The 20,243-nt window shown below is 64.2% G+C and carries 17 protein-coding genes; 13 read left to right on the top strand and 4 right to left on the bottom strand.

Features of this window, described 5'->3' with window-relative positions:
• Positions 1-7 precede the first annotated feature (7 nt).
• From ACFFNA_RS13605 to ACFFNA_RS13595, 3 genes are all read right to left on the bottom strand, one after another.
• Complete coding sequence (locus ACFFNA_RS13605; protein ID WP_378918927.1) at positions 8-1,360, bottom strand: multicopper oxidase family protein; 1,353 nt, start codon at positions 1,358-1,360, stop codon at positions 8-10.
• Positions 1,361-1,577: 217 nt separating this feature from the next.
• Positions 1,578-1,883: a hypothetical protein gene (locus ACFFNA_RS13600; RefSeq protein WP_378918925.1), complete on the bottom strand. Its 306-nt coding sequence runs from the start codon at positions 1,881-1,883 to the stop codon at positions 1,578-1,580.
• A gap of 289 nt (positions 1,884-2,172) precedes the next feature.
• A complete protein-coding gene (locus ACFFNA_RS13595; protein ID WP_378918923.1) occupies positions 2,173-3,198 on the bottom strand; it encodes a class I SAM-dependent methyltransferase in 1,026 nt (341 codons plus the stop codon).
• A 132-nt stretch (positions 3,199-3,330) separates the two neighbouring features.
• Between ACFFNA_RS13595 and ACFFNA_RS13590 the strand changes: the two genes are divergently transcribed.
• Positions 3,331-3,948, top strand: a complete 618-nt coding sequence (locus ACFFNA_RS13590) for a TetR/AcrR family transcriptional regulator (RefSeq protein WP_378918921.1) — start codon at positions 3,331-3,333, stop codon at positions 3,946-3,948.
• Positions 3,949-4,067: 119 nt separating this feature from the next.
• On the opposite strand, the gene ACFFNA_RS13585 is transcribed toward ACFFNA_RS13590, so the two are convergent.
• Positions 4,068-5,912 (bottom strand): dipeptide ABC transporter ATP-binding protein, encoded by a 1,845-nt coding sequence (locus tag ACFFNA_RS13585; protein ID WP_378918919.1) that lies wholly within the window; start codon positions 5,910-5,912, stop codon positions 4,068-4,070.
• Between the two features lie 155 nt (positions 5,913-6,067).
• On the opposite strand from ACFFNA_RS13585, the gene ACFFNA_RS13580 reads away from it, so the two are divergent.
• From ACFFNA_RS13580 to ACFFNA_RS13525, 12 genes are all read left to right on the top strand, one after another.
• The gene (locus ACFFNA_RS13580) at positions 6,068-7,426 is read left to right on the top strand and encodes an LLM class flavin-dependent oxidoreductase (protein WP_378918917.1); all 1,359 of its coding nucleotides are present in this window, start codon (positions 6,068-6,070) and stop codon (positions 7,424-7,426) included.
• A gap of 14 nt (positions 7,427-7,440) precedes the next feature.
• Positions 7,441-8,217 (top strand): DUF427 domain-containing protein, encoded by a 777-nt coding sequence (locus ACFFNA_RS13575; protein WP_378918915.1) that lies wholly within the window; start codon positions 7,441-7,443, stop codon positions 8,215-8,217.
• Positions 8,218-8,258: 41 nt separating this feature from the next.
• Positions 8,259-9,896 (top strand): ABC transporter substrate-binding protein, encoded by a 1,638-nt coding sequence (locus tag ACFFNA_RS13570; protein ID WP_378918913.1) that lies wholly within the window; start codon positions 8,259-8,261, stop codon positions 9,894-9,896.
• A gap of 76 nt (positions 9,897-9,972) precedes the next feature.
• Positions 9,973-10,932 (top strand): ABC transporter permease, encoded by a 960-nt coding sequence (locus ACFFNA_RS13565; protein ID WP_378918911.1) that lies wholly within the window; start codon positions 9,973-9,975, stop codon positions 10,930-10,932.
• Positions 10,929-11,816 (top strand): ABC transporter permease, encoded by an 888-nt coding sequence (locus ACFFNA_RS13560; RefSeq protein WP_378918909.1) that lies wholly within the window; start codon positions 10,929-10,931, stop codon positions 11,814-11,816. Before ACFFNA_RS13565 ends, ACFFNA_RS13560 begins: the two co-directional genes overlap by 4 nt.
• A gap of 245 nt (positions 11,817-12,061) precedes the next feature.
• Complete coding sequence (locus tag ACFFNA_RS13555) at positions 12,062-13,792, top strand: ABC transporter substrate-binding protein (RefSeq protein WP_378918907.1); 1,731 nt, start codon at positions 12,062-12,064, stop codon at positions 13,790-13,792.
• A gap of 189 nt (positions 13,793-13,981) precedes the next feature.
• Positions 13,982-14,965, top strand: a complete 984-nt coding sequence (locus ACFFNA_RS13550; protein ID WP_378918905.1) for an ABC transporter permease — start codon at positions 13,982-13,984, stop codon at positions 14,963-14,965.
• The gene (locus ACFFNA_RS13545; protein ID WP_378918903.1) at positions 14,962-15,864 is read left to right on the top strand and encodes an ABC transporter permease; all 903 of its coding nucleotides are present in this window, start codon (positions 14,962-14,964) and stop codon (positions 15,862-15,864) included. The genes ACFFNA_RS13550 and ACFFNA_RS13545 overlap by 4 nt, the downstream gene beginning before the upstream one ends.
• A complete protein-coding gene (locus ACFFNA_RS13540) occupies positions 15,861-16,676 on the top strand; it encodes an ABC transporter ATP-binding protein (protein ID WP_378918901.1) in 816 nt (271 codons plus the stop codon). Before ACFFNA_RS13545 ends, ACFFNA_RS13540 begins: the two co-directional genes overlap by 4 nt.
• Complete coding sequence (locus tag ACFFNA_RS13535) at positions 16,673-17,611, top strand: ABC transporter ATP-binding protein (protein ID WP_378918899.1); 939 nt, start codon at positions 16,673-16,675, stop codon at positions 17,609-17,611. Before ACFFNA_RS13540 ends, ACFFNA_RS13535 begins: the two co-directional genes overlap by 4 nt.
• Positions 17,612-17,631: 20 nt before the next feature.
• Positions 17,632-18,108, top strand: coding sequence for a GNAT family N-acetyltransferase (locus ACFFNA_RS13530; protein ID WP_378918897.1), 477 nt, complete (start codon positions 17,632-17,634; stop codon positions 18,106-18,108).
• A gap of 21 nt (positions 18,109-18,129) precedes the next feature.
• Positions 18,130-20,139 carry a beta-N-acetylhexosaminidase gene (locus ACFFNA_RS13525; RefSeq protein ID WP_378918895.1) on the top strand — a complete coding sequence of 670 codons (2,010 nt, stop codon included), beginning with the start codon at positions 18,130-18,132 and terminating at the stop codon, positions 20,137-20,139.
• Positions 20,140-20,243 lie beyond the last annotated feature (104 nt).

Below are 20,243 nucleotides of genomic sequence, written 5' to 3'. Positions count from 1 at the left end.
AAAAGGGTCAGGTCACTCGAAACACCGTCATGAGGCCGGCCATCTGATGGTCGGCGACATGGCAGTGCAGCATCCAGTCGCCGGGATTGTCGGCGACGAAGGCGCATTCGATCGTATCCTTGGGGGCAAGCAGCACCGTGTCCTGCCATGTCCGGTTCGGCACGGGCGAACCGTTGCGGGAAAGTACGGACATGCTGAAACCGTGGATGTGCATTGGATGCCACCACGCGGTTTCGTTGCGCATGGTGAGATGACAAGTGGTGCCGCGTTTCAGCGTGAACTGCGGCGCCATGCCGGCGTGGCCGTCACCGGTCATCGACATGCCGTTGATCGCCCAGGCCGCGCCGCCATTCATGCCGGGTGTCGCCATGCCCATCGTGCCGCCGACGCCGGCGAGCTTGCCGCCACCCATCATGCCGCCTTGCAGGACGATCTCCTGTCGCTCGGCCTCGGCAAGGTCGGGTTCAGGCAAGGGATTGCGCGGCAGGCCAAGCGGGGCGTCGAGAGGACGGGTCCGCAGCGGCGATGCGGTGTCATAGGCAAGCGTGGTCAGCTTGTAGGCGAGACCGTCATAGTAATCGTCGATCACCGCGTAGCGCTTGCCCGGGTCGCCCTGCATGTCGATCACGACATCGATGCGCATGGCAGGCGCAAGAACAACACGGCCGTCTTCCGGTTCGTGCGAGTCGCAGGGCTGACCGTCGATCGCCACGACGACCGGGCGGTGGCCCTCGAAGCGCAGCGCCATGATGCGAGCGAGCGAGGCATTGGCCAAGCGCAGCCTGATCCGCTCCCCCGCGATCACGCGCTGATCGATTGGAACCGTGCCGTTGATGGTGACGATATTGCCGATGCGGCCTGACATCGCCGCGTCCATCGCGCTGCCGAAGCCGGGCGCCATCTGCCCGTCGGCGGCAAGCCGCCAGTCTTGCAGCAACCACAAGAGGTCGCGGTCGACGGCAATGGGTTCAGCCTCCTCGACAATGAGGGCGCCGGCTAGGCCGCGGCCGAGCTGCACAAGGCTATTGGCATGCGGATGGTACCAGAAGGTACCGGCGTCGGGTGGCGTGAATTCATAGACGAAACTTGTCCCCGCCTTGATCGGCGGCTGTGTCAGGCCGGGCACGCCGTCCATGGCGTTTTGCAGGCGGATGCCATGCCAATGGACCGTCGTGTCCTCGTTTAGCCCGTTCTCGACGATGATGCGGGCGGGCTGGCCCTGGCGTAAGCGCAGGATCGGGCCGGGGACCGTCCTGTCATAGGCCCAGACAGGAGTAAGCGGGCCGCTGGAGCCGGTGAACTTGGCCTGGTCCGCCGCGACCCTGACGCGGCGCTCATCAACGGCGGATGCGCGTAACATTGTGGGACGCACGAGGGTGGCTACAGCAACCCCCGCCGCCGCGAGGACGAACCTGCGGCGTGAAATGGAATGACTGGTATCGATACTCACTCTCAAAGCCCTTTGTGATCTCGATCGACGGCGAGCCTCTCGACGTCGAATTGCTGTGTGCTCGCCGGCGCAAGGCGCCAGCGGCAATCAAACGCCAGAAATCAGCCGCGGGACGGCTGAAACTGCGTCAGACGAGATCGATGGATTTGGGAGGGAAGGGATCGGGCAAGGAACTTCGCCCGTGAAGGAACGGCATCGGCAGCGCCGACGGCAGCGATGTCCGGACTACGGTCGTCACCGCGAACTCAAGCGGCAACACCGCGAGCACCGGTGCGATGCAGGTCGGTGGACAATGCATCGGTTTGCCGGTGTCGGCGGCGCCCTTGAGGCACGCGCTGCAATCGCCATTCATGGCGGTGTCGGCCATCTTGGCCATGCTTGTGTCGGCAGCAGGCATGGTCATGCCAGTCGTCATCATCATCTTCGCCGACATGACGCTCGCCTGAGCGGCAGACAGGCTGAACCCGGCGGTCAAGAATACCGCGAGCAGAATGACAAGGACATGTTTTGGCGACCAGCGTGCCATCATCCGGGTAGGCTGACCTCAAAAGACGGCATTTGCAAGCCGGATTCCATTACTGCGACAATGACGGCGTTGCACTGTGCCTGAAAGGAAAGCGAGCATACGGCCCAATGCATGGCCGGGCACCAGCGCCAGCACACCGATGACCTTGTGGCTCGGCCGGCCGTGCAGCTGCCGCCTGCGCAGGTCGATGCGATGTTCAGGCGCCTGGCAACCGATGGAATTCTGCCTCACCTCGCTGGCTTGCACCAATCGGCTTCTTAAGCACGACAAACCAGTTGCCGTTGAGCATGCCTTCGTCGCACAGTTCGAACCCTGCGCTCGCCGCCATCCGCCGCCAGGCGCCTTTGCCCGAGAAAAGCAGCGCAAGCACACTGACGATCGCGAACATCGTCCATCCGGGCACCCAGACGACGAGAAGGAAACGCCCGCCCGGTTTCAAGACGCGCAAGACCTCACGCAGCCCCTGTTCCTTTTGCGAGCCGAGATGATCAATCGCATGAGCGCTGACGGCGGCGTCAAAACGGCCTTCCGGGAAGGGCAGCGCAGTCAGGTCGCCAAGTTCGATGTCAACGCGCGCGGTCAGGCCGGCAAGCCGCAGATTCTGTTCGAGCAACGCCCGGCCGCCGCCTTCGATATAGTTCGAATCGAAGCGGTCGAGCGCGACGACCCTTCCATTCCGGAGCGCGCGGCCGAGCGCGATCGTGGTTCGGCCGGCGCCGCATCCTGCATCCAGGACCACACCTGCGTCGCACGGCAGTAGGTCGACCATCGGCAGCGCCGCATGCTCGTAGCGTCCTACGGTGCGGGCAATGAGACCGCCGGCGAAGAAGTTCGCCGCAAGCAGCGTCAGCACCATGGCGAGCGGCCAATAGGCCGGCGTCGCGACCTGAACGGCGACCGCGATTGCGGCCAGGATCAGCGCCGCGATCCACGGCCCGAGCGCCCAGGCCGGCGCCCAGCCGAAATCGAAATTCGCTGTATCCTGCCGGCGTTTCCGGCCGGGCAGGCGTCCGGCGAGCCTGTTCCCGGCCATGACATAGAGCGAAGCCAGCAGCACCAGAGCGCCGACCAGATGAAAGCCGCCGAAGAGCAGGATTGTCCCGGAGACGGCTGGCAGAGACGGGACATAAATCAGCAAGAGTAGCCCCGCCGCCACGCCGATCAGGCCGACGAGCCACAGATGGCCATGGCTGTGGGTGCCTGGTGTGTCTCTTGTTGCCATGGCTGGCCTCCTCGATTTTCTGGACAGAACGGCAGTTATCGGACACGCTGGCTGATAATTTGAACATGAACTTGAGGCACGAAATGTCCGGTAACGGACGAAACAGGGCCAATGGCCGGGTAGGGTGCACGCATGAAAGAAGACCGCCGTATCCGGCGCTCGCGCGATGCGCTGCACCAGGCACTGGTCGCGCTGGTGCTTGAAAAAGGCTACGAGGCGGTGACGATCAAGGACATCGTCGAGCGTGCGAATGTCGGCCGTTCGACCTTTTATGCGCACTACAACAGCAAGGAGGATCTGCTCACCAACGGACTGGCGGAACTGCGCGCGCTGCTGACAGCGCACCAGCAAGCAGCACTTGCCGAAGAAGGAGACGTTGGCCAGCGTTGCCTCGGCTTCAGCCTGGCGCTCTTCGAACATGCGCAGAGCTTCCGCGACATCTATCGCGTTCTGGTCGGGGAGCGGGGATCCGCCATCGTCATGAACCGGATGCGAGCGCTGCTCGCCGACCTGGTGAGCCAGGACCTTGCAGCCATCGCCCCCGCCGCCAACGACGGACAAATCCCTCGAAGCGCGCTGATCCAGTTCGTGGTTGGCGCCCTGATGTCGGTCCTGGCCTGGTGGATGGATCGCAAATCAAGGCTGTCGCCTGCGGAAGTCGACACGATTTTCCGGCGCTTGACGATCCCCGCGATCGTCGCCGCTTTCGATGGTCCGATATCGAACATCGATAGCAACGCCGAACGGTAATAGGGCGGAAGCTACCGCCGTGTAGATTGATGCGAAGTTTCAGACGCCTCGCAAGCGGCATCGCACTGCGCCTGAACAGAAACCTGCTGCTACAGGCCTTTGGACCGCCGGCGATCCGTTCACGAACCCTGACCGCGCCGCCAGCAAGCGATGAGGTGGCCGGCCGCGATCTCTCTGGCGGGCGGCCCTGCTTTTCTGCAGTCTGGCAGCACCAGAGGGCAGCGGTCGGCGAAGGAACATCCCGTGTTCGGGATACCGGCTGCCTCGATCCCGACTTGAGCGGATAGTTTTGGCACGGCCTCATCGGAGGACGCGGCCAGGAGCAGTTGCGTGTAGGGGTGATTGGGGCCCTGGAAGATCTGGTCGGATGAACCGGTTTCGACCAGACGGCCGCGATAGAGCACGCCGATCCTGTCGGCCATGTAACGCACGACCCGGAGGTCGTGGCTGATGAACAGATAGGTCGTGTCCTTGTCGCGCTGCAGGTCGTTGAGCAGGTTGAGAACGGTCGCCTGGACGGAGACGTCGAGCGCCGAGGTGGGTTCGTCGAGCACGACGACCTTCGGCACGCCGGCGAAGGCCCGTGCGATGGCCGCCCGTTGCCGCTGGCCGCCGGACAGCGATCGCGACTTCTGCTCGGCCGTCGTGCCGGCGAGGCGGACCGACTGCAAGAGGTCGCTGACGCGCGCTCTCACCTCGCCGCGGTGCAGGCCGGCGAGCCGGCGCAGCGGACGGCCGAGGATCCTGCCGATCCGCTGGCGTGGGTTGAGCGTGCGATCCGGCGACTGGAAGACCATCTGCACGTCGCGGCGTTCGCCAAGGTTTCTTTTCTCGACGCGCGGCGCGACCGTCCGGCCGAACAGCTCGACCGATCCGGCATCGGGGGTCTGCAGGCCGGTGACGATCCTTGCCAAGGTCGATTTTCCGGAACCGGACTCGCCGATCAGTCCGAAGGTTTCACCCTGCTCTATGTCGAGATTAATATCGTGCAGCACTGGCTGGCTGCCGAAGGCATGGCTGATGCCTTTGCAGGCGATCGCGATCTGGCGTTCTTTCCGCGCGCCGGCGTCTTCATCCTGGGCTGCCGCTGGCAGACCGGGTCCGTCCGTCTCCGCCAGCCTGCCGTCCCGCTTGGTGTAGTTGAGGGCCGGGATCGAGGCGATGAGCGCCTTTGTATAGGCATGAGTTGGGTTGTCGAAGACCTCAGTGGCGGCGCCGCTTTCGACCACCGTTCCCGACTGCATCACCGCCACCCGGTCGCAGGACCGGCGGATCATGTTGATGTCGTGGCTGATCAACAGAACGCTGGTTTTGTGATCCTTGCGCAGGTCGTGCAGGATGGCAATGATCTCCGACTGGACGCTGGCGTCGAGCGCCGTCGTCGGCTCATCCAGCACCAGCAGCGACGGGTCGAGCGCAATGGCAATGGCAATGTTGGCGCGCTGCTGCATGCCGCCGGACAATTGGTGCGGATAGAGGCCCAGCACCCGGTCCGGATGGCTTACGCGAACGCGCCCGAGCAGTTCGGCAGCGCGCGCGCGGGCTTCATCGTGGCGGACCGGGCGATGCCGCATGATGGTCTCGGTGATCTGCCGGCCGATCGTCATGCTTGGGTTGAGCGCCGCGCCGGGGTGCTGATAGACGGCCGCGATGTGATTTCCCCGCAGCTGACGCAGCTGCTCGGCGGAAAGATCGCGGATTTCGCGGCCCTCGAATTCCAGCGCCGACGCTGCGATGCGGGCGTTCTTCGGCAGATAGCGCAATATGGCGAGCGCCACCGAGCTTTTGCCCGATCCGGACTCGCCGACCAGGCCGAGCGCTTCGCCTTCGCCTATCTGCAGCGACACGCCGCTGACGGCAGGATGCGATCCGTTGCGCCCGTCATAGGCGATGGAGAGCTGGTCGACGTTCAGAACCGAGGAGGACATTGGGAGCTTGAAACCACTTTCTTCGAGCGCCGCCATCGAGGGCAATCGCTTCCGCTTTCGCAATACATAATCTCTATAAAATTACTCGAATTAAGCTGGAGCGCAATCTACCTTTCACCGCTCAGGAGAGATTGTCGCTGTCTGTCGAAGCAGCGCGACGGTCTCCGGAGCAGATTTGGAAGGAGGCCGGCATGGCTCGAGATCACATGATCCTCAGCGCTTTTTTCTTCAACCCGCAGGGCGATCACCGGATGTCGTGGCGCCATCCGCGGGCGCCGGGCCGGGAGGTGCTGGACTTCGAGTTCTACCGCGATCTCGTGCAGGCGGCCGAGCGCGCGAGGATCGACACCATCTTCGTTGCCGACCACGTGTCGATCTGGGATTCGGTCAAGAGCGGCGTTGCCCACTACGCCAATGCCCGCCTCGAGCCGCTGACGCTGCTGTCGGCCCTTGCCGGCGTGACCAAGCACATCGGCCTGATCACCACGGCATCGAGCTCCTACAGCGAGCCCTACAATGTGGCGCGCATGTTCGCCTCGCTCGATCATATCAGCAAGGGCAGGGCGTCGTGGAACGTCGTCACCTCGGCCATGGACGAGGAGGCGCGCAATTTCGGCCGTGACGGCAATATCGAGCATGCGTTCCGCTATGAGCGCGCGGCCGAATTCCTCGATATCGTCAAGGCGCTGTGGGACAGCTGGGAAGACGAGGCGCTGCTGATCGACAAGGCGTCAGGCTATTTCGCCAACCCCGACAAGGTCCATCCGATCGATCACAAGGGCAAGCATTTCAAGGTGCGCGGACCGCTCAATGTCTCGCGGCCGCCGCAGGGTCATCCGCTGATCGTCCAGGCCGGCTCGTCCGAGGACGGCAAGAACTTTGCCACCGCCCAGGCCGATGCGCACTTCGCCATCTACAGCACCCGGGAAGACGGCATCAAGTATCGCCAGGATATCAACGAGCGCCTTGCCCGCCACGGCAGGCGGCCGGAGAGCTTCAAGATCCTGCCCGGCATCCTGCCGATCGTCGCTGCTTCCGAGGCGGAAGGTCGGGAAAAGCAGGAGTATCTGCAGACCTTGCTCCCCGATCAGGTCGGCATCGACCTTCTGTCCAGCTGGAGCGGCATCGATCTCTCCGTCTATCCGCCGGACGGGCCGCTGCCGCCGCTGCCGGACGAAAGCACGTTCAATGGCGGGCGCACGTCGCTCAACCGGGTCAAGCAGTGGTCGAAGCAGAATCTCAGCCTGCGCGAGATCGCACGCAAGCTCGCCAACAGCGGTTCGGTGCCGACCGTCGCCGGTACGCCCAAGCAGATCGCCGACCAGTTGCAGGACTGGTTCGTCTCGGGTGCCGCCGACGGCTTCAACCTGATGTTCCCGCTGCTGCCCGAGGACTGGGTGAATTTCGCCGAACAGGTGGTGCCGGAGCTGCAGCGCCGCGGCGTGTTCCCGACCGAATACGCACCGGGAACGCTGCGCGACCGCTTCGGCCTGGCGCGGCCCGCCAACCGTTTCGCCGAGCAGCGCGACACTGCGCGCGCCGTGTCCTGACCCGGAGAACGATGATGACCGCCGCACCGAGACTGCAGCCCCGCGAAGCGACCGCTCCGCAGCTCGTCAATGCCCTGCACAGCCCCAAGCGCGTGCGCGTAAAATTCGGTGGCCGCACCATCGCCGACAGCCGCAATGTGCTGGTGCTGCGCTCCAACCATTTCCTGCCGATCTATTTCTTCCCGGCGGCGTCGGTCGACACGTCGGTGCTGAAACCCTCGCTGCATCGCGAACCGCACGCGGTCGGTGGCGAGACCGCCTATTGGGATATCGACACCGGCGACAGGCGGAGCGCCAATGCGGCCTGGTCGTTCGTGTCGCCGCCGGGTGAAAACCTGTCGCCGCTGGCCGGGCGCATCGCTTTCAGCTGGAAGCTCGTCGACCAGTGGTTCGAGGAGGACGAGGAGGTCTTCGTCCATGCCCGCGATCCGTATGCGCGCATCGATGTGCTGCAAAGCTCGAGCCATGTGCAGGTCTGGTTCGACGGCGAGCCGATCGCCGACAGCCATCGCCCGGTGCTGCTGTTCGAGACCCATCTGCCGACGCGTTTCTACCTGCATCCGGAAGACATCGATCTGGAGCGGCTGACCGCGTCCGTCACAACGACGCGATGTCCCTACGAGGGCATCGCTTCCTACTGGTCCGGCCTGCTGAAGGACGGCTCGGTGCGCCCGGACATCGCCTGGAGCTACCGCGATCCGATCGCCGAGATGCCCAAGATCAAGGGCCTCGTCGCCTTCTATCCGCAGGCTGTGGACCGCATCCATCTCGACGGCGAACCCGTCGCCTAGACTTAATCTTTTCAACCGTCATTTCAGACAGGGGTTTCAACATGACTGGACGTAACGACATCGACGCACTTCGCAATCTGTCGGGGGACATCTGGAATGTCGCCGTCGACGAATATCAGGGCGGCTTTCTCAAGCGCCGCGATCTCCTGAAATATGCAGCGCTGCTCGGCCTCACCGGCTTTGCCGCTTCGCAGGGGCTCGGAGGCGCGCGCGCCGCAGCCGCCGCTGGCGGCACGGTTCGCGTCGGCCTCGGCCAGCCGACCAAGGCGATCGATCCCGTCTCGGTCACCGATCCGGCCAGCATCGGGGTGCTCAGCCAGGTCGGCGAATATTTGATCCTCGACGATCCGAAGGACGGGCTGCAGCCGAAGCTCGCTTTGTCCTGGGAGGCCGACGAGACAGCCAGCCGCTGGACCTTCAAACTACGGCAAGGGGTGAAATTCCACGATGGCCGCGGGGTTACCGCCAAGGACGTGGTGGCGAGCTTCGAGCGGCTTGTCGATCCGGCCAGCGGCTCGTCGGCGTTGTCGGCCTACAAGGGCATCCTGTCCAAGGGTGGCGCCAAGCTGGTCGACGACGAGACCGTGGCCTTCGATCTCGACGGTCCGAACAGCAACTTTCCCTTCTATGTCTCCTCCGACGTCTACAACGCCGTCATCCTGCCGGCCGACTATACCGGGGATTTCGAGAAGACTTTCAACGGCACCGGCCCGTTCAAGCTCGAATCCTTCCGTCCCAAGCAGGGCGCCAGCTTCGTGCGCAACACCGACTATTGGGGCGACAAGGCGCTGCCCGACCGCGTCGAGATCAAGTTCTTCGACGACGAGCAGGCCCAGGTGCTGGCGCTGCAGGCCGGCCAGCTCGATGTCATCCCGAGCACGACGCGGCTCGAACTGGCGATCGAGGGCAATCCCAACTTCAAGCTCCTCAGCGTGCAGGCGAGTTCGCATGACGAGGTGCATCTGCGCACCGACCAGGCGCCGTTCACCGACAAGCGCATCCGCCGCGCGCTGGCGCTCACCCTCGACCGCGAGGCGATCGTAAAGGGGCTGCTGAAAGGCCGCGCCATCGCCGGCAACGACACCCCGTTCGCGCCGATCTTCCCCTCGGCCGATCCGTCGGTGCCGCAGCGCAAGCAGGACATCGCCGAGGCCAAGCGGCTGCTCGGCGAGGCGGGTGTTCCCAACGGCTTCGAGGTGACGCTGACCACCGAGCGCGCCTATGACATTCCCGACTATGCCGTGCTGATCCAGAACTTCGCCAAGAAGGCCGGCATCGACGTCAAACTCAATGTTCTGCCGCAGGATGCCTATTACGGCTCGGCGACATTCGGCAGCTCGCCCTGGCTGGATTCGGTTCTTGGCATCACCGATTTCGGCCATCGCGGCACACCTGACATCTTCCTCAACGCCACGCTGAAGAGTTCGGGAGCCTGGAACGCGGCCCATTTCAACAACCCGGCCTACGATGCCTTGCTGCTCGACTATTCCAAGGCGCGTGATCTCAACGCGCAGCGCCTTGCCGCCGGCAAGATCCAAAACCTTTTGCTCGACGAGACGCCAGTGATCATCAGCTACTTCTCGCAATACAGCCGCATCACCAGCAACAAGGTCGAGGGCGTGCGCTTCACGGCGATTTCGCATCTGCTGCTCGACCGCGTTACCTTCGTCCAGGCATGATGCCGGAACACGGAAATAGAGCCCTATCCCGATCGCGTCGGGATGGGGCAGGGTCCAGGCGAGGCGGCAAGACGCGATGGTGACCGGCCGCACTCTGTCGGCGCGCGTGGGCACACTTCTGCTGACGTTGTGGCTGGTCAGTATCCTGGTCTTCTTTGCCGGGCAGGTTCTGCCCGGCGATGTCGGCCGCGTCATGCTCGGGCCCTTTGCCGACGCGCAAGCGGTGGCGGAGCTGAACAAACGGCTGGGCGCCGACCAGCCCGTTCTCGTCCAGTACGGGCGTTGGTTCTGCAGCGCGCTCACCGGCGATTTCGGCACCTCGCTGTCGATGCGCGCGCCGGTGGCGCCGTTCGTGCTGGAAAGCCTCAAGCGCTCCGCGGCACTTGCCGGCATCATCCTGGTTTTCCTCGTTCCGCTGGGGGTCGGCGCCGGCGTCATCGCCGGTCTCAATGCGGGCCGCTTCATCGACCGGCTGATCGTGATGGCGGGCGTTTCCTTCGGCATCGTCCCCGACTTTGTGTCCGGGCTGATGCTGCTCATCGTTTTCGGCCTGTGGCTGAACTGGTTCCCGATCTCGGGTGTCGCGCCCGATGGCGCGGGCTTCTGGACGAATGGCTATTATCTGATCCTGCCGGCACTGCCGCTGGTGCTGAACCTTGCCGGCTACATCGCCCGGATGACGCGGGCCGGCGTGATCGAGGCGATGGCCGCCGACTATACACGCACCGCCGTCCTGAAAGGGCTCGAGCGGCGCGAGATCATCTTTCGGCACGTGCTGCGCAACGCGCTGACGCCCACCATCGCGGTGCTTGCGACCCAGACCGGCTACATGCTTGGCGGGCTGGTGGTGATCGAGGCGCTGTTCGGCATCCAGGGCCTTGGCAATCTGGTGCTGAACGCGGCCAAGGCACGCGATTTCCCGATGCTTGAGGCCGGCGTTCTGGTGATGGCGGCAATATTCGTGCTGTCGGCGGCGGCAGGCGACCTCGTGCTGGCCTTGCTCGATCCGCGGCAACGCCGCCGGGCATCGTCATGACGGATCTGGCGGAGTTCCCCGCGCCGAGGCGCGCGGTGGTCGGCCTGCCGGCAGCGCGCAGGATCGGCAGTGCTTTTGCCCGACTGCCCCTGTCGGTCGTGGTCGGTTCGCTGCTGCTGCTGTTCTGGGTCGCCTGTGCGGTGTTCGGCAATCTCTTCGTTCCCTACGATCCCTATGCCGAGGATTTTCTGGCCATGCTTTCGCCGCCCGATGCGCTGCACTGGTTCGGCACCGACCAGCTCGGCCGCGACGTGCTGTCTCGCATCGTAGTCGGATCGCGCGATATCCTGCTGGTTGCGCCGCTCGCCACGCTTGCCGGTGTTACCGCCGGCAGCATCATCGGGCTGGTGCTCGGCTATTTCGACGGTCTCGTCGATGCCATCGGGGCGCGGCTGCTCGACACGCTGATGGCGTTTCCGTTCATCGTCCTCGTCACCATGACGCTTGTGGCGATCGGGCCGTCGAACCTGACCGTCATTCTGGTGATCGCCATCGCCTACGCGCCGCTGGTGGCGCGGACCGTTCGCGCCGCCGTGCGCGAGCAGAAAGAGCGCGACTATGTCAGCGCCGCCCGGCTTGGTGGCGAAGGCGCATTTGCCATCATGTTCCTGGAGATCCTGCCCAATATCAGGGAAACGATCCTCATCGAGCTCGTCACCCGGCTGGGGTACGCGTTCTTTTCGATCGCCACGCTGAGCTTTCTCGGTCTTGGCATCCAGCCGCCTTCCGCCGACTGGGCACTGGCCGTCGCTGATGGCTACGGCTTCCTGACCGGCGGCAAATGGTGGGTCGTCGTCTTCAATTCCGCGGCAATCGTCTCGCTGGTGATGGCGACCAATCTCATCGCACAAGGCATCGGCGCCTTTGAAAATAGCGATGTGTGAGTCCTGATCTTGCGTTGAGCACCCGGAAGGGTTCGACGCGATCCCTTGGCATCTCGATCCCGATCCTTCCGCCGACAAGACCTCCAGTCATTGCCGCTCGCCCGACGGGGTGGGAGCACGCTTTATGGGGACGGCCCAACAGGGCCGTTGACGCTGGCCCCCTTTACCTCCTAGGATTAAATCAAATTGATTTACGTTACTCGCCCGAAGAGGCGAAAATGCCGATCAACAATGGGAGACGAAGTATGACTGCCAGGCTGCCAGACCCACATATGCGTTATCCGCAAGACCCGTCGACGGCCATTTCACGCCGGCGGCTGTTGATTGGCACGGCGTTCGTCGCCGCGACCATTGCCACGACTTTCTCCTTTGGCGCACGACCGGCGTCCGCCGAATCCGTGCTCGCCATGCACATCGAGGAGCAGACGAGCTGGGTGCAGAACTTCAATCCGTTCGACCTGGGTGGGCGCCGCCAGAGCACCATGGATTTCGTCTACGAGCCGCTGGTTATCTTCAACGACTATGACAGCGGCAAGCCGATCTTCCGGCTGGCGACGGGCTACAAATTCTCCGACGATCTGAAGTCGATCACCTACACGCTGCGCGACGGCGTCAAATGGTCTGATGGTCAGCCGCTGACCTCGGCCGACATGAAATTCACGCTCGAGCTGATGCTGAAGAACCCGGCGGTCGACATTGTCGGCGTCGGCGGCAGCGTCGCCTCGGTAGAAGCGCCATCGCCGACCGAAGTGAAGATCACCCTGAAGGACGTGGACACCCATTTCCCCGAATCGATGGCCGATTTCCCTGTCGTGCCCGAGCACATCTGGAAGGATGTCGCTGATCCGCTCGCCTTCAAGAACGAGAAGCCGATCGGCTCGGGTCCGATGACCGAGATCCGCCGCTTCACGCCGCAGGTCTATGAGCAGTGCCGCAACCCGAACTACTGGGACGCGGCTTCGCTGCATGTCGACTGCCTGAAGCTGCCGCAGATCTCGGGCAACGACCAGATGCTGGCACTGCTGCCGGAAGGCTCGATGGACTGGATCGGCTCGTTCCTGCCCGAGATCGACAAAACCTATGTCGCGCTCGACAAGGACCACAATGGCTACTGGCAGCCGCCGGCGGAAACCATCGCCTTCCAGATGAACTTCAAGACCGCCAACCCGGCGCTGGCCGAAGCCTTCAACGACATCAATTTCCGCCACGCCTTCAGCCTGGTCATGGACCGCACGGCGATGGTTGACATTGCAGGCTTTGGCTATCCGGTGGTCAATCTGCACGCCAGCGGCCTGCCGCCGCGCTTCGACGCCTGGCGCAACAAGGCGGCCGAAGGCGACAAGGACGTATGGATGACCTACGACGTCGACAAGGCCAACAAGGTGCTTGACGACGCCGGCTACAAGAAGGGCGCCGACGGCATGCGCACCACGCCCAAGGGCCAGCCGATCGCCTTCTCGATCATCGTTCCCAATGGCTGGACCGACTGGATCGACGCCGTGCAGATCGCCACCGAAGGCCTGCGCAAGGCCGGCATCAACGCCTCGGTGGCGACACCGGAATACGAGCAATGGCAAAAGCAGATTCTCGACGGCTCGTTTGATGCGGTCATGAATTCGCGCGCCGACGGACCGACGCCGTTCCGCGGCTACTACCAGTCGCTGTCGACGGCCTTTGCCGGGCGCATCACCAGTGCACCGTCGCGCTACTCCAATCCGGAGCTGGACAAGGTGTTCGATGCCTACCGCAAGGCAACCACCGACGAAGACCGCAAGAAGCTGTTCGACCAGGTGCAGGTGATCATCGCCGACAATTTCCCGGTCGTGCCGGTGTTCAACGGACCGACCTGGTACCAGTATTCGACCAAGCGCTTCACCGGCTGGGTGACCAAGGACGAACCGGTGATGAACCCGGAGGACCATGACAACAACCGCATGCGGTTGATGCATCTGCTGCGCCTGAAGCCGGTACAATAAGTCTGACGTAACGCCCTTCCCCCTCACGAGGGGGAAGGGCCGTGTCCCAAATCCTGGTTTCGGCGGCAGCCCGCCGCGAGGCCGGATGCCGGACATGGTAAGATGCCTGCAGCCGCTTCTTCGTCAGTCGCCTTTGGCGATAGCTTCTCCCGCCAAACGGAGAAGGCAACCGAGCACAAGGAATAGCCGATGCGGATTCCTCTTCGACGGCTTGGGGTCTATTTCGTCGCCTTCCTGTTTGCCATCGTGATGAATTTCACCGTTCCCCGGCTGATGCCGGGAAGCCCGGTCGACGGCATGATCGCGCAGCTTGGGCCGCGCGCGACACCGGCGGCGATCGAGGCGATCAAGGCCCGCTTCGGCGCCGTCGAACAGCCGATCCTCGGCCAGTTCGTCGACTACATCACCGGTCTCGCCCGCTTCGATCTCGGCGTATCGGTGAAATACTATCCGCAGACCGTCACCCAGGTCCTAGCCCGCTCGGCAGGCTGGACCGCCTTCCTGGTCACCACGGCGATCGTCTTTTCCCTCTGCGTCGGAGTCTCCCTCGGCGCAGTGGCAGCCTGGCGGCGAGGCGGACGCTTCGATGCGTTCGTCTCGCCGTTTTCTGTCGTGCTGATCGCAATCCCGCCGGTCATCATCGGGCTGGCGACCCTGTTCACCTTTGGCGTGACGCTGCGCTGGTTTCCGGTCGGCTACGCCTACAATCCCGATCTCGATCCGGGCCTGAACTTCACCTTTTTCGGCAGTGTCTTCTGGCACGCGGTGATGCCGGTGCTGACGCTGTCGCCCTATCTGATCGGTGAATTCCAAACGACGATGCGCTCTTCGATGATATCGGTGCTCGGCGAGGATTACGTCACCATGGGCCGCGCCAAGGGGCTCGGCGAGACCGCGGTGATGTTTTCCTATGCGGCGCGAAACGCCATGCTGCCGGTACTGACCAATCTCGCGCTGATGCTGGGCGCCGTCTTCGGCGGCTCGATCGTCACCGAAATCGTCTTCAACTATCCCGGCCTCGGGCTGACGCTGTTCACCGCCAGCGTGGCGCGCGACTATCCGGTCATCCAGGGCCAGCTGCTGCTGATGACGATGGCGACGCTCGGCGCCAATCTGCTGGTCGACATCCTCTATGGCGTCGTCGATCCGCGCATCCGGGAGGAACGGGCATGAACTTCGGTTGGCAACTTCTGTGGCGTCAGAAGAAGGCCGTCGCCGGCCTGATCATCGTCACGGCACTCTGCCTGATGGCACTCTTTGCGCCGATCCTGGCGCCGACCGATCCCGGCGAGCGCGTCGGCCGCTCGCACCAGCCGCCGACCGTCGAGCATTATTTCGGCACGACCAAGATGGGCCGCGACGTCTACGCGCAATTCGTCTGGGGCGCGCGCCCGTCGCTGGCGGTCGGCTTTGCCACCGGCCTGTTCATCACCGCACTTGGCACCATCATCGGGCTGGTCGCCGGCTATTTCGGCGGCCGCACCGATGCGACGCTGGACCTGATCACCAATGCGGTGCTGGTGATCCCCAACATTCCGCTCTTGATCCTGCTTGCTTCCTTCGCCGGCACGGTCGGGCCGGTCGCCATCATGCTGATCATTGCGCTGACCTCGTGGCCGTGGGGCGCGCGCATGACGCGCTCGCAGACGATGGCGCTCAGGAACCGCGAGTTCGTGACCGCGGCGCGCATGGTCGGCGAGCCTGCCTGGCGCATCATCTTCGTCGAGATACTGCCCAACCTGGTGCCGCTGATCGGCATCAACATCGTCGGCTCGATCATCTACGCCATCGTCGCGCAGACAACGCTCGAATATCTCGGCTTCGGCGATCCGCTCAACGTCACTTGGGGGACGATGCTCTACAACGCGCAGAATTCCTCCGCCATCATCGTCGGCGCCTGGTGGGACATCAGCGCGCCGGCCGCCGGCATCGCGCTGGTCGGGTTGGGGCTCGCGCTGTTGAACTTCACCTTCGACGAGATCGCCAATCCGCAACTGCGCTCCGGTCCGGCGCTCAGCCGCTGGCTGCGCCTCAGCCGGTTGCGCAAGCGCGAACTGGGGGCGGCACGGTGAGCGAGGCACTGCTGCAAATCCGCGACCTCAGCGTCGACTATTTGCTCGACAGGGGCGCCTTCCGCGCTGTCAAGAACGTGTCCTTCGACATCGGCCGCGGCGAACTGTTCGGCCTCGCCGGCGAATCCGGCTGCGGCAAGAGCACGATCGCCTATGCCATCACACGGCTGGCCAAGGCGCCGGCCTGGGTGGCGGGCGGCGAGATCCTGCTCGACGGCCAGGATCTTTTGAAGCTGCCGGAAAGCCGGCTGCAGGAGGTGCGCTGGCGGCGGATCGGCATGGTGTTCCAGAGCGCGATGAACTCGCTCAATCCGCTGATGCGGGTCGAGGCGCAGTTCCACGACGTGCTGCGCCGGCATACGGGCTCGTCGCGCGAGAAATCGCGGGCGCGCGCCGAAGAGATGTTCAAGCTGGTCGGCATTCCAGCCAGCCGGTTGACCGATTATCCGCACCAGTTCTCAGGCGGCATGCGCCAGCGCATCGTCATCGCCATCTGCCTGGCGCTGAAGCCGGAACTGATCATCATGGACGAGCCGACGACGGCGCTCGACGTGGTCGTGCAGCGCGAAATCCTCGAACAGGTCATCGACCTGCAGCGCGGCTATGGTTTCTCGGTGCTGTTCATCACCCATGACCTGCATTTGATGGCGCAGCTCTGCCATCGCATCGGGGTGATGCTGAAGGGCGAACTGGTCGAGGTCGGCGATGTCAGGCAGGTCAGCAGCGCGCCAGTGCACGACTACACGCGAAAGCTCTGGGGCGCGATCCCGCAACTGCCCGGCCACCCAGCGGTGAAGGACGCGATCGCATGAATGCCGTGACGACTGTTCCCCCGGCAGCTATCGAAGCCGAGCCAATCGTCAGGCTGGACGGCATCGAACGCAGCTTCGGTCTGGTGCAGGCATTGCGCGGTGTCTCCCTGTCGCTGAAAGGCGGCCACGCGCTGGCACTGGTTGGCGAATCCGGCTGCGGCAAGACCACATGCGCGCGCATCATTTCGCGCATGGACACCCCGACCGGCGGCGAGATGCTCTACCGTGGCCGCAACATCACACAGACCGGCACGGCCGCCGAGGAAAAGGCCTACCGCCGCGCCGTGCAGATGGTGTTCCAGGATCCGTTCGCCTCGCTCAACCCGGTGTTTTCGGTGCAGCATCATTTGGCGCGACCGCTGGCGCTGCATGGCCATGCCAGGAGCAAGGTGGAACAAGTGCAGGGTGTCGCCGATCTCCTCAACTCGGTCGGGCTGGAGCCGGCGCTGACCGCGCACAAATTTCCGCATGAGCTGTCGGGAGGCCAGCGCCAGCGCGTCAACATCGCGCGTGCGCTCGCCGTGCAGCCCGACGTGCTGGTCGCCGACGAGCCGACCTCGATGCTCGACGTCTCGATCCGCCTCGGCATCCTCGAACTCTTGTCGCGCATCAAGCAGGAGCGGCAACTGGCGCAGCTCTACATCACGCATGACATCGCCACCGCGGCCCATGTCGCCGAAGAGGTGATCGTGATGTTCGCCGGCCAGATGGTCGAGTGGGGTGACACGCTCTCGGTGATCGGCGATGCCCGCCATCCCTACACGCAACTGCTGCTTTCGGCTGTACCGGACCCCGACCGGCCCTTCGTGGCGGGTGACAGCGCGCGTTTTCTCGGCCACGCCGAGGAGGTGCGACGGCTGAGCCGGCCATCCTCCGCCAAGGTCGATCAGGTCGGCCCCAACCATTTCGTCCGCGCGCTGGGCGCCGCTTCCTGAACTGACATCACAGGGTTTCCATGGACTATCTCGTCAATCTTTCGCTGCTTACTCCCGATCCCGAACTCGATGCGCGCATTCGGGGCGCCGCCGTTACCATCCGCCGGGCGCTGGCGCCGGAACTCGAACTGGTGACCGGCTGGGTGCGGCAGACATTCAGCCCGGGCTGGTCGAGCGAGACGACGGTGGCGTTTTCGCGCCAGCCGGTCTCGTGCTTCTTGGCGACACGCGAGGGCAGGCTGGTCGGCTTTGCCGTCTACGATGCGATCGCGCGTGGTTTCTTCGGCCCGACCGGCGTCGACGAGGCCGCGCGCGGCGCCGGCATCGGCCACGCGCTGCTGCTGGCGACGCTGCTCGACATGCGCGTCATGGGCTATGGCTACGCCATCATCGGCGATGTCGGTCCGTCCGAATTCTACGAGCGCACCGTTGGCGCCAGGCAGATCCCGGATTCTGAACCCGGCGTTTATGCCGGCCTGCTTAAAAACCTCGATTGATTTCCCATCTGAAAGTTCATCATGACATCCAAATCCGCATTCCGGCTGGAAACCACCTGGGCGCCGGCCACCGCCAGTGAAAAACTCGCCTATTCACTGACGCTCACCAATTTGTCGTCGAAAGCGATCGAAGGGTTTCAGTTGTGCGTCAGCGGTCCGGCCCGCATCGATCCGGCCGTCACCGTCGAGGGTGGCAGGCTGGCGGAGCGACTGTCCAACCATTCCGAATTCGCGCCGCCGGACGGTTTCGTGCTGGAGCCGAATGAGGCATGGACCATCACCGCGCATGGGCTGAGCTATCCGCTGCGGCACTGGACCGACGGTGCAACCGCTGCCTACCTCGTGCTTGCCGATGGCACCGTAGCCCCTGTTGCTTTGGCTCCGACCAAGGCGATCGGCGACAATGCGGCATTGAAGCGCGGCGCCGAAATCTATCCGGTGCCCGCGCAGGCGCCCGTGCCGGTTTCGATCATACCGTGGCCGCGCACCGTTGCGGTCTCCGGCCGCCGCGCGGTTCCGCCGGGTCTGGCACTTCGGCCGAAGGGTACCGCAGCGGCCGATGCCGCCGGCGCGTTCGGCGCTCTGGTCGACAGCCTGTTCCCTGTCGAAGGCATTGTGCGCAACGAGGCTGAAGGCGGTTTGCCGGTCGAGCTCGGCATCGCGGAGGGGTTTGGCCCGGAGGCTTATGCGATCCGCTTTTCAGCCGATGGCGTCGCGGTTTCGGCGGGGACGAAAACCGGGCTGTTCTACGGACTGGTCACGCTCGGCCAGATCCTGCGCGGGGCGCGGTCGCACTCCGAGACGTTTCTGTTCCCGGCCGAAGGCGAAATCCGCGATGAGCCGGCGCTCGACTGGCGCGGCACGCATCTCGACGTCGCCCGCCAGTTCTACGCTACGGCCGAGGTCAAGACATTCCTGCGGATCCTTGCCTGGAACAAGCTCAACCGGTTCCACTGGCACCTGTCCGACGACGAAGCGTGGCGGGTCGAGATATCAGCCTATCCTGAGCTGACCAGAGTTGGCGCGTGGCGCGGCCATGGGCTGCCGGTGCCGCCCTTGCTGGGCACGGGCCCCGAGCCGAGCGGCGGCTCCTACACAAAGGCTGCCGTGCGCGAGGTCGTTCAGCTGGCCGGCCAGCTCGGCATCGAGGTCGTGCCGGAGATCGACGTGCCGGGGCATTGTTACGCGATGCTGCAGGCGATACCGGCACTGCGTGATCCCGGCGAGAGTGGCGAGTACTTCTCCGTGCAGGGGTTTCCCAACAATTGCATCAATCCGGCGCGGCCGGAAACCTACCATGTGCTGGAAAGAATCCTCGACGAACTGATCGAGCTGTTTCCGTTCAAGACCATCCATATCGGCGCCGACGAGGTGCCGCTGGGCGCCTGGTCCGGCTCGCCGCTGGCGCTGGCGCGGCTCACGGAGGTTGGCGGCGAGGGGCTGGCGGCAGCGCATGCCAAGCGCCTCAACGTGGTCACCAACACGCACGGTGCTGATGAGATCGATGGGTCAGGAGCGGCGGTGCTGCAGGCGGAATTTCTCAAGCGCATACAATCGTTCCTGGCGTCTCGCGGCTGCATCACCGGCGGCTGGCAGGAGGCTGCGCACGGCAATGTCATCGACAAGCAGAAAAGCTACCTCTGCGGCTGGCGAACGGTCGAAGCCTCGGCCGCCCTTGCCGGCGAGGGCTATGCGATGGTGGCCTGTCCCGGCCAGGTCTACTACCTCGACATGGCCAACAGCCCGGCCTGGTCGGAACCGGGTGCGGCGTGGGCCGGCTGGTCCGATCCGGAAAAGCTGTACGGTTTCGATCCCGTCGAGGGCTGGACGGACACGCAGAAGACGAAACTGCTCGGCGTGCAGGCCTGCATCTGGTCGGAGCCGATGACCGACCGCGCCGTCTTTGACCGGCTGGTGTTTCCCCGCATCTCGGCGCTGGCGGAAACAGGCTGGACGCAGCCGGAGCGAAAATCCTGGGAGCGGTTCAAGGCGCTCGCCGGGCTCATGCCGGTGCTCTACGGGGCGACCTAATCTTACTGCGTCATAAATTTGGATATTTCGGCTTCGACTGAGCGCAGCAGGGACATCGCATCAATCTGCGGGCGAGTGCGACGGTCAGTTTTCTATGCAGCGTC

This window comes from Mesorhizobium kowhaii (genome assembly GCF_042431665.1).
Lineage (GTDB): Bacteria > Pseudomonadota > Alphaproteobacteria > Rhizobiales > Rhizobiaceae > Mesorhizobium > Mesorhizobium kowhaii.
The sequence above is the reverse complement of the archived record's forward strand: the minus strand, read 5'-3'. Positions and strand labels throughout refer to the sequence as shown.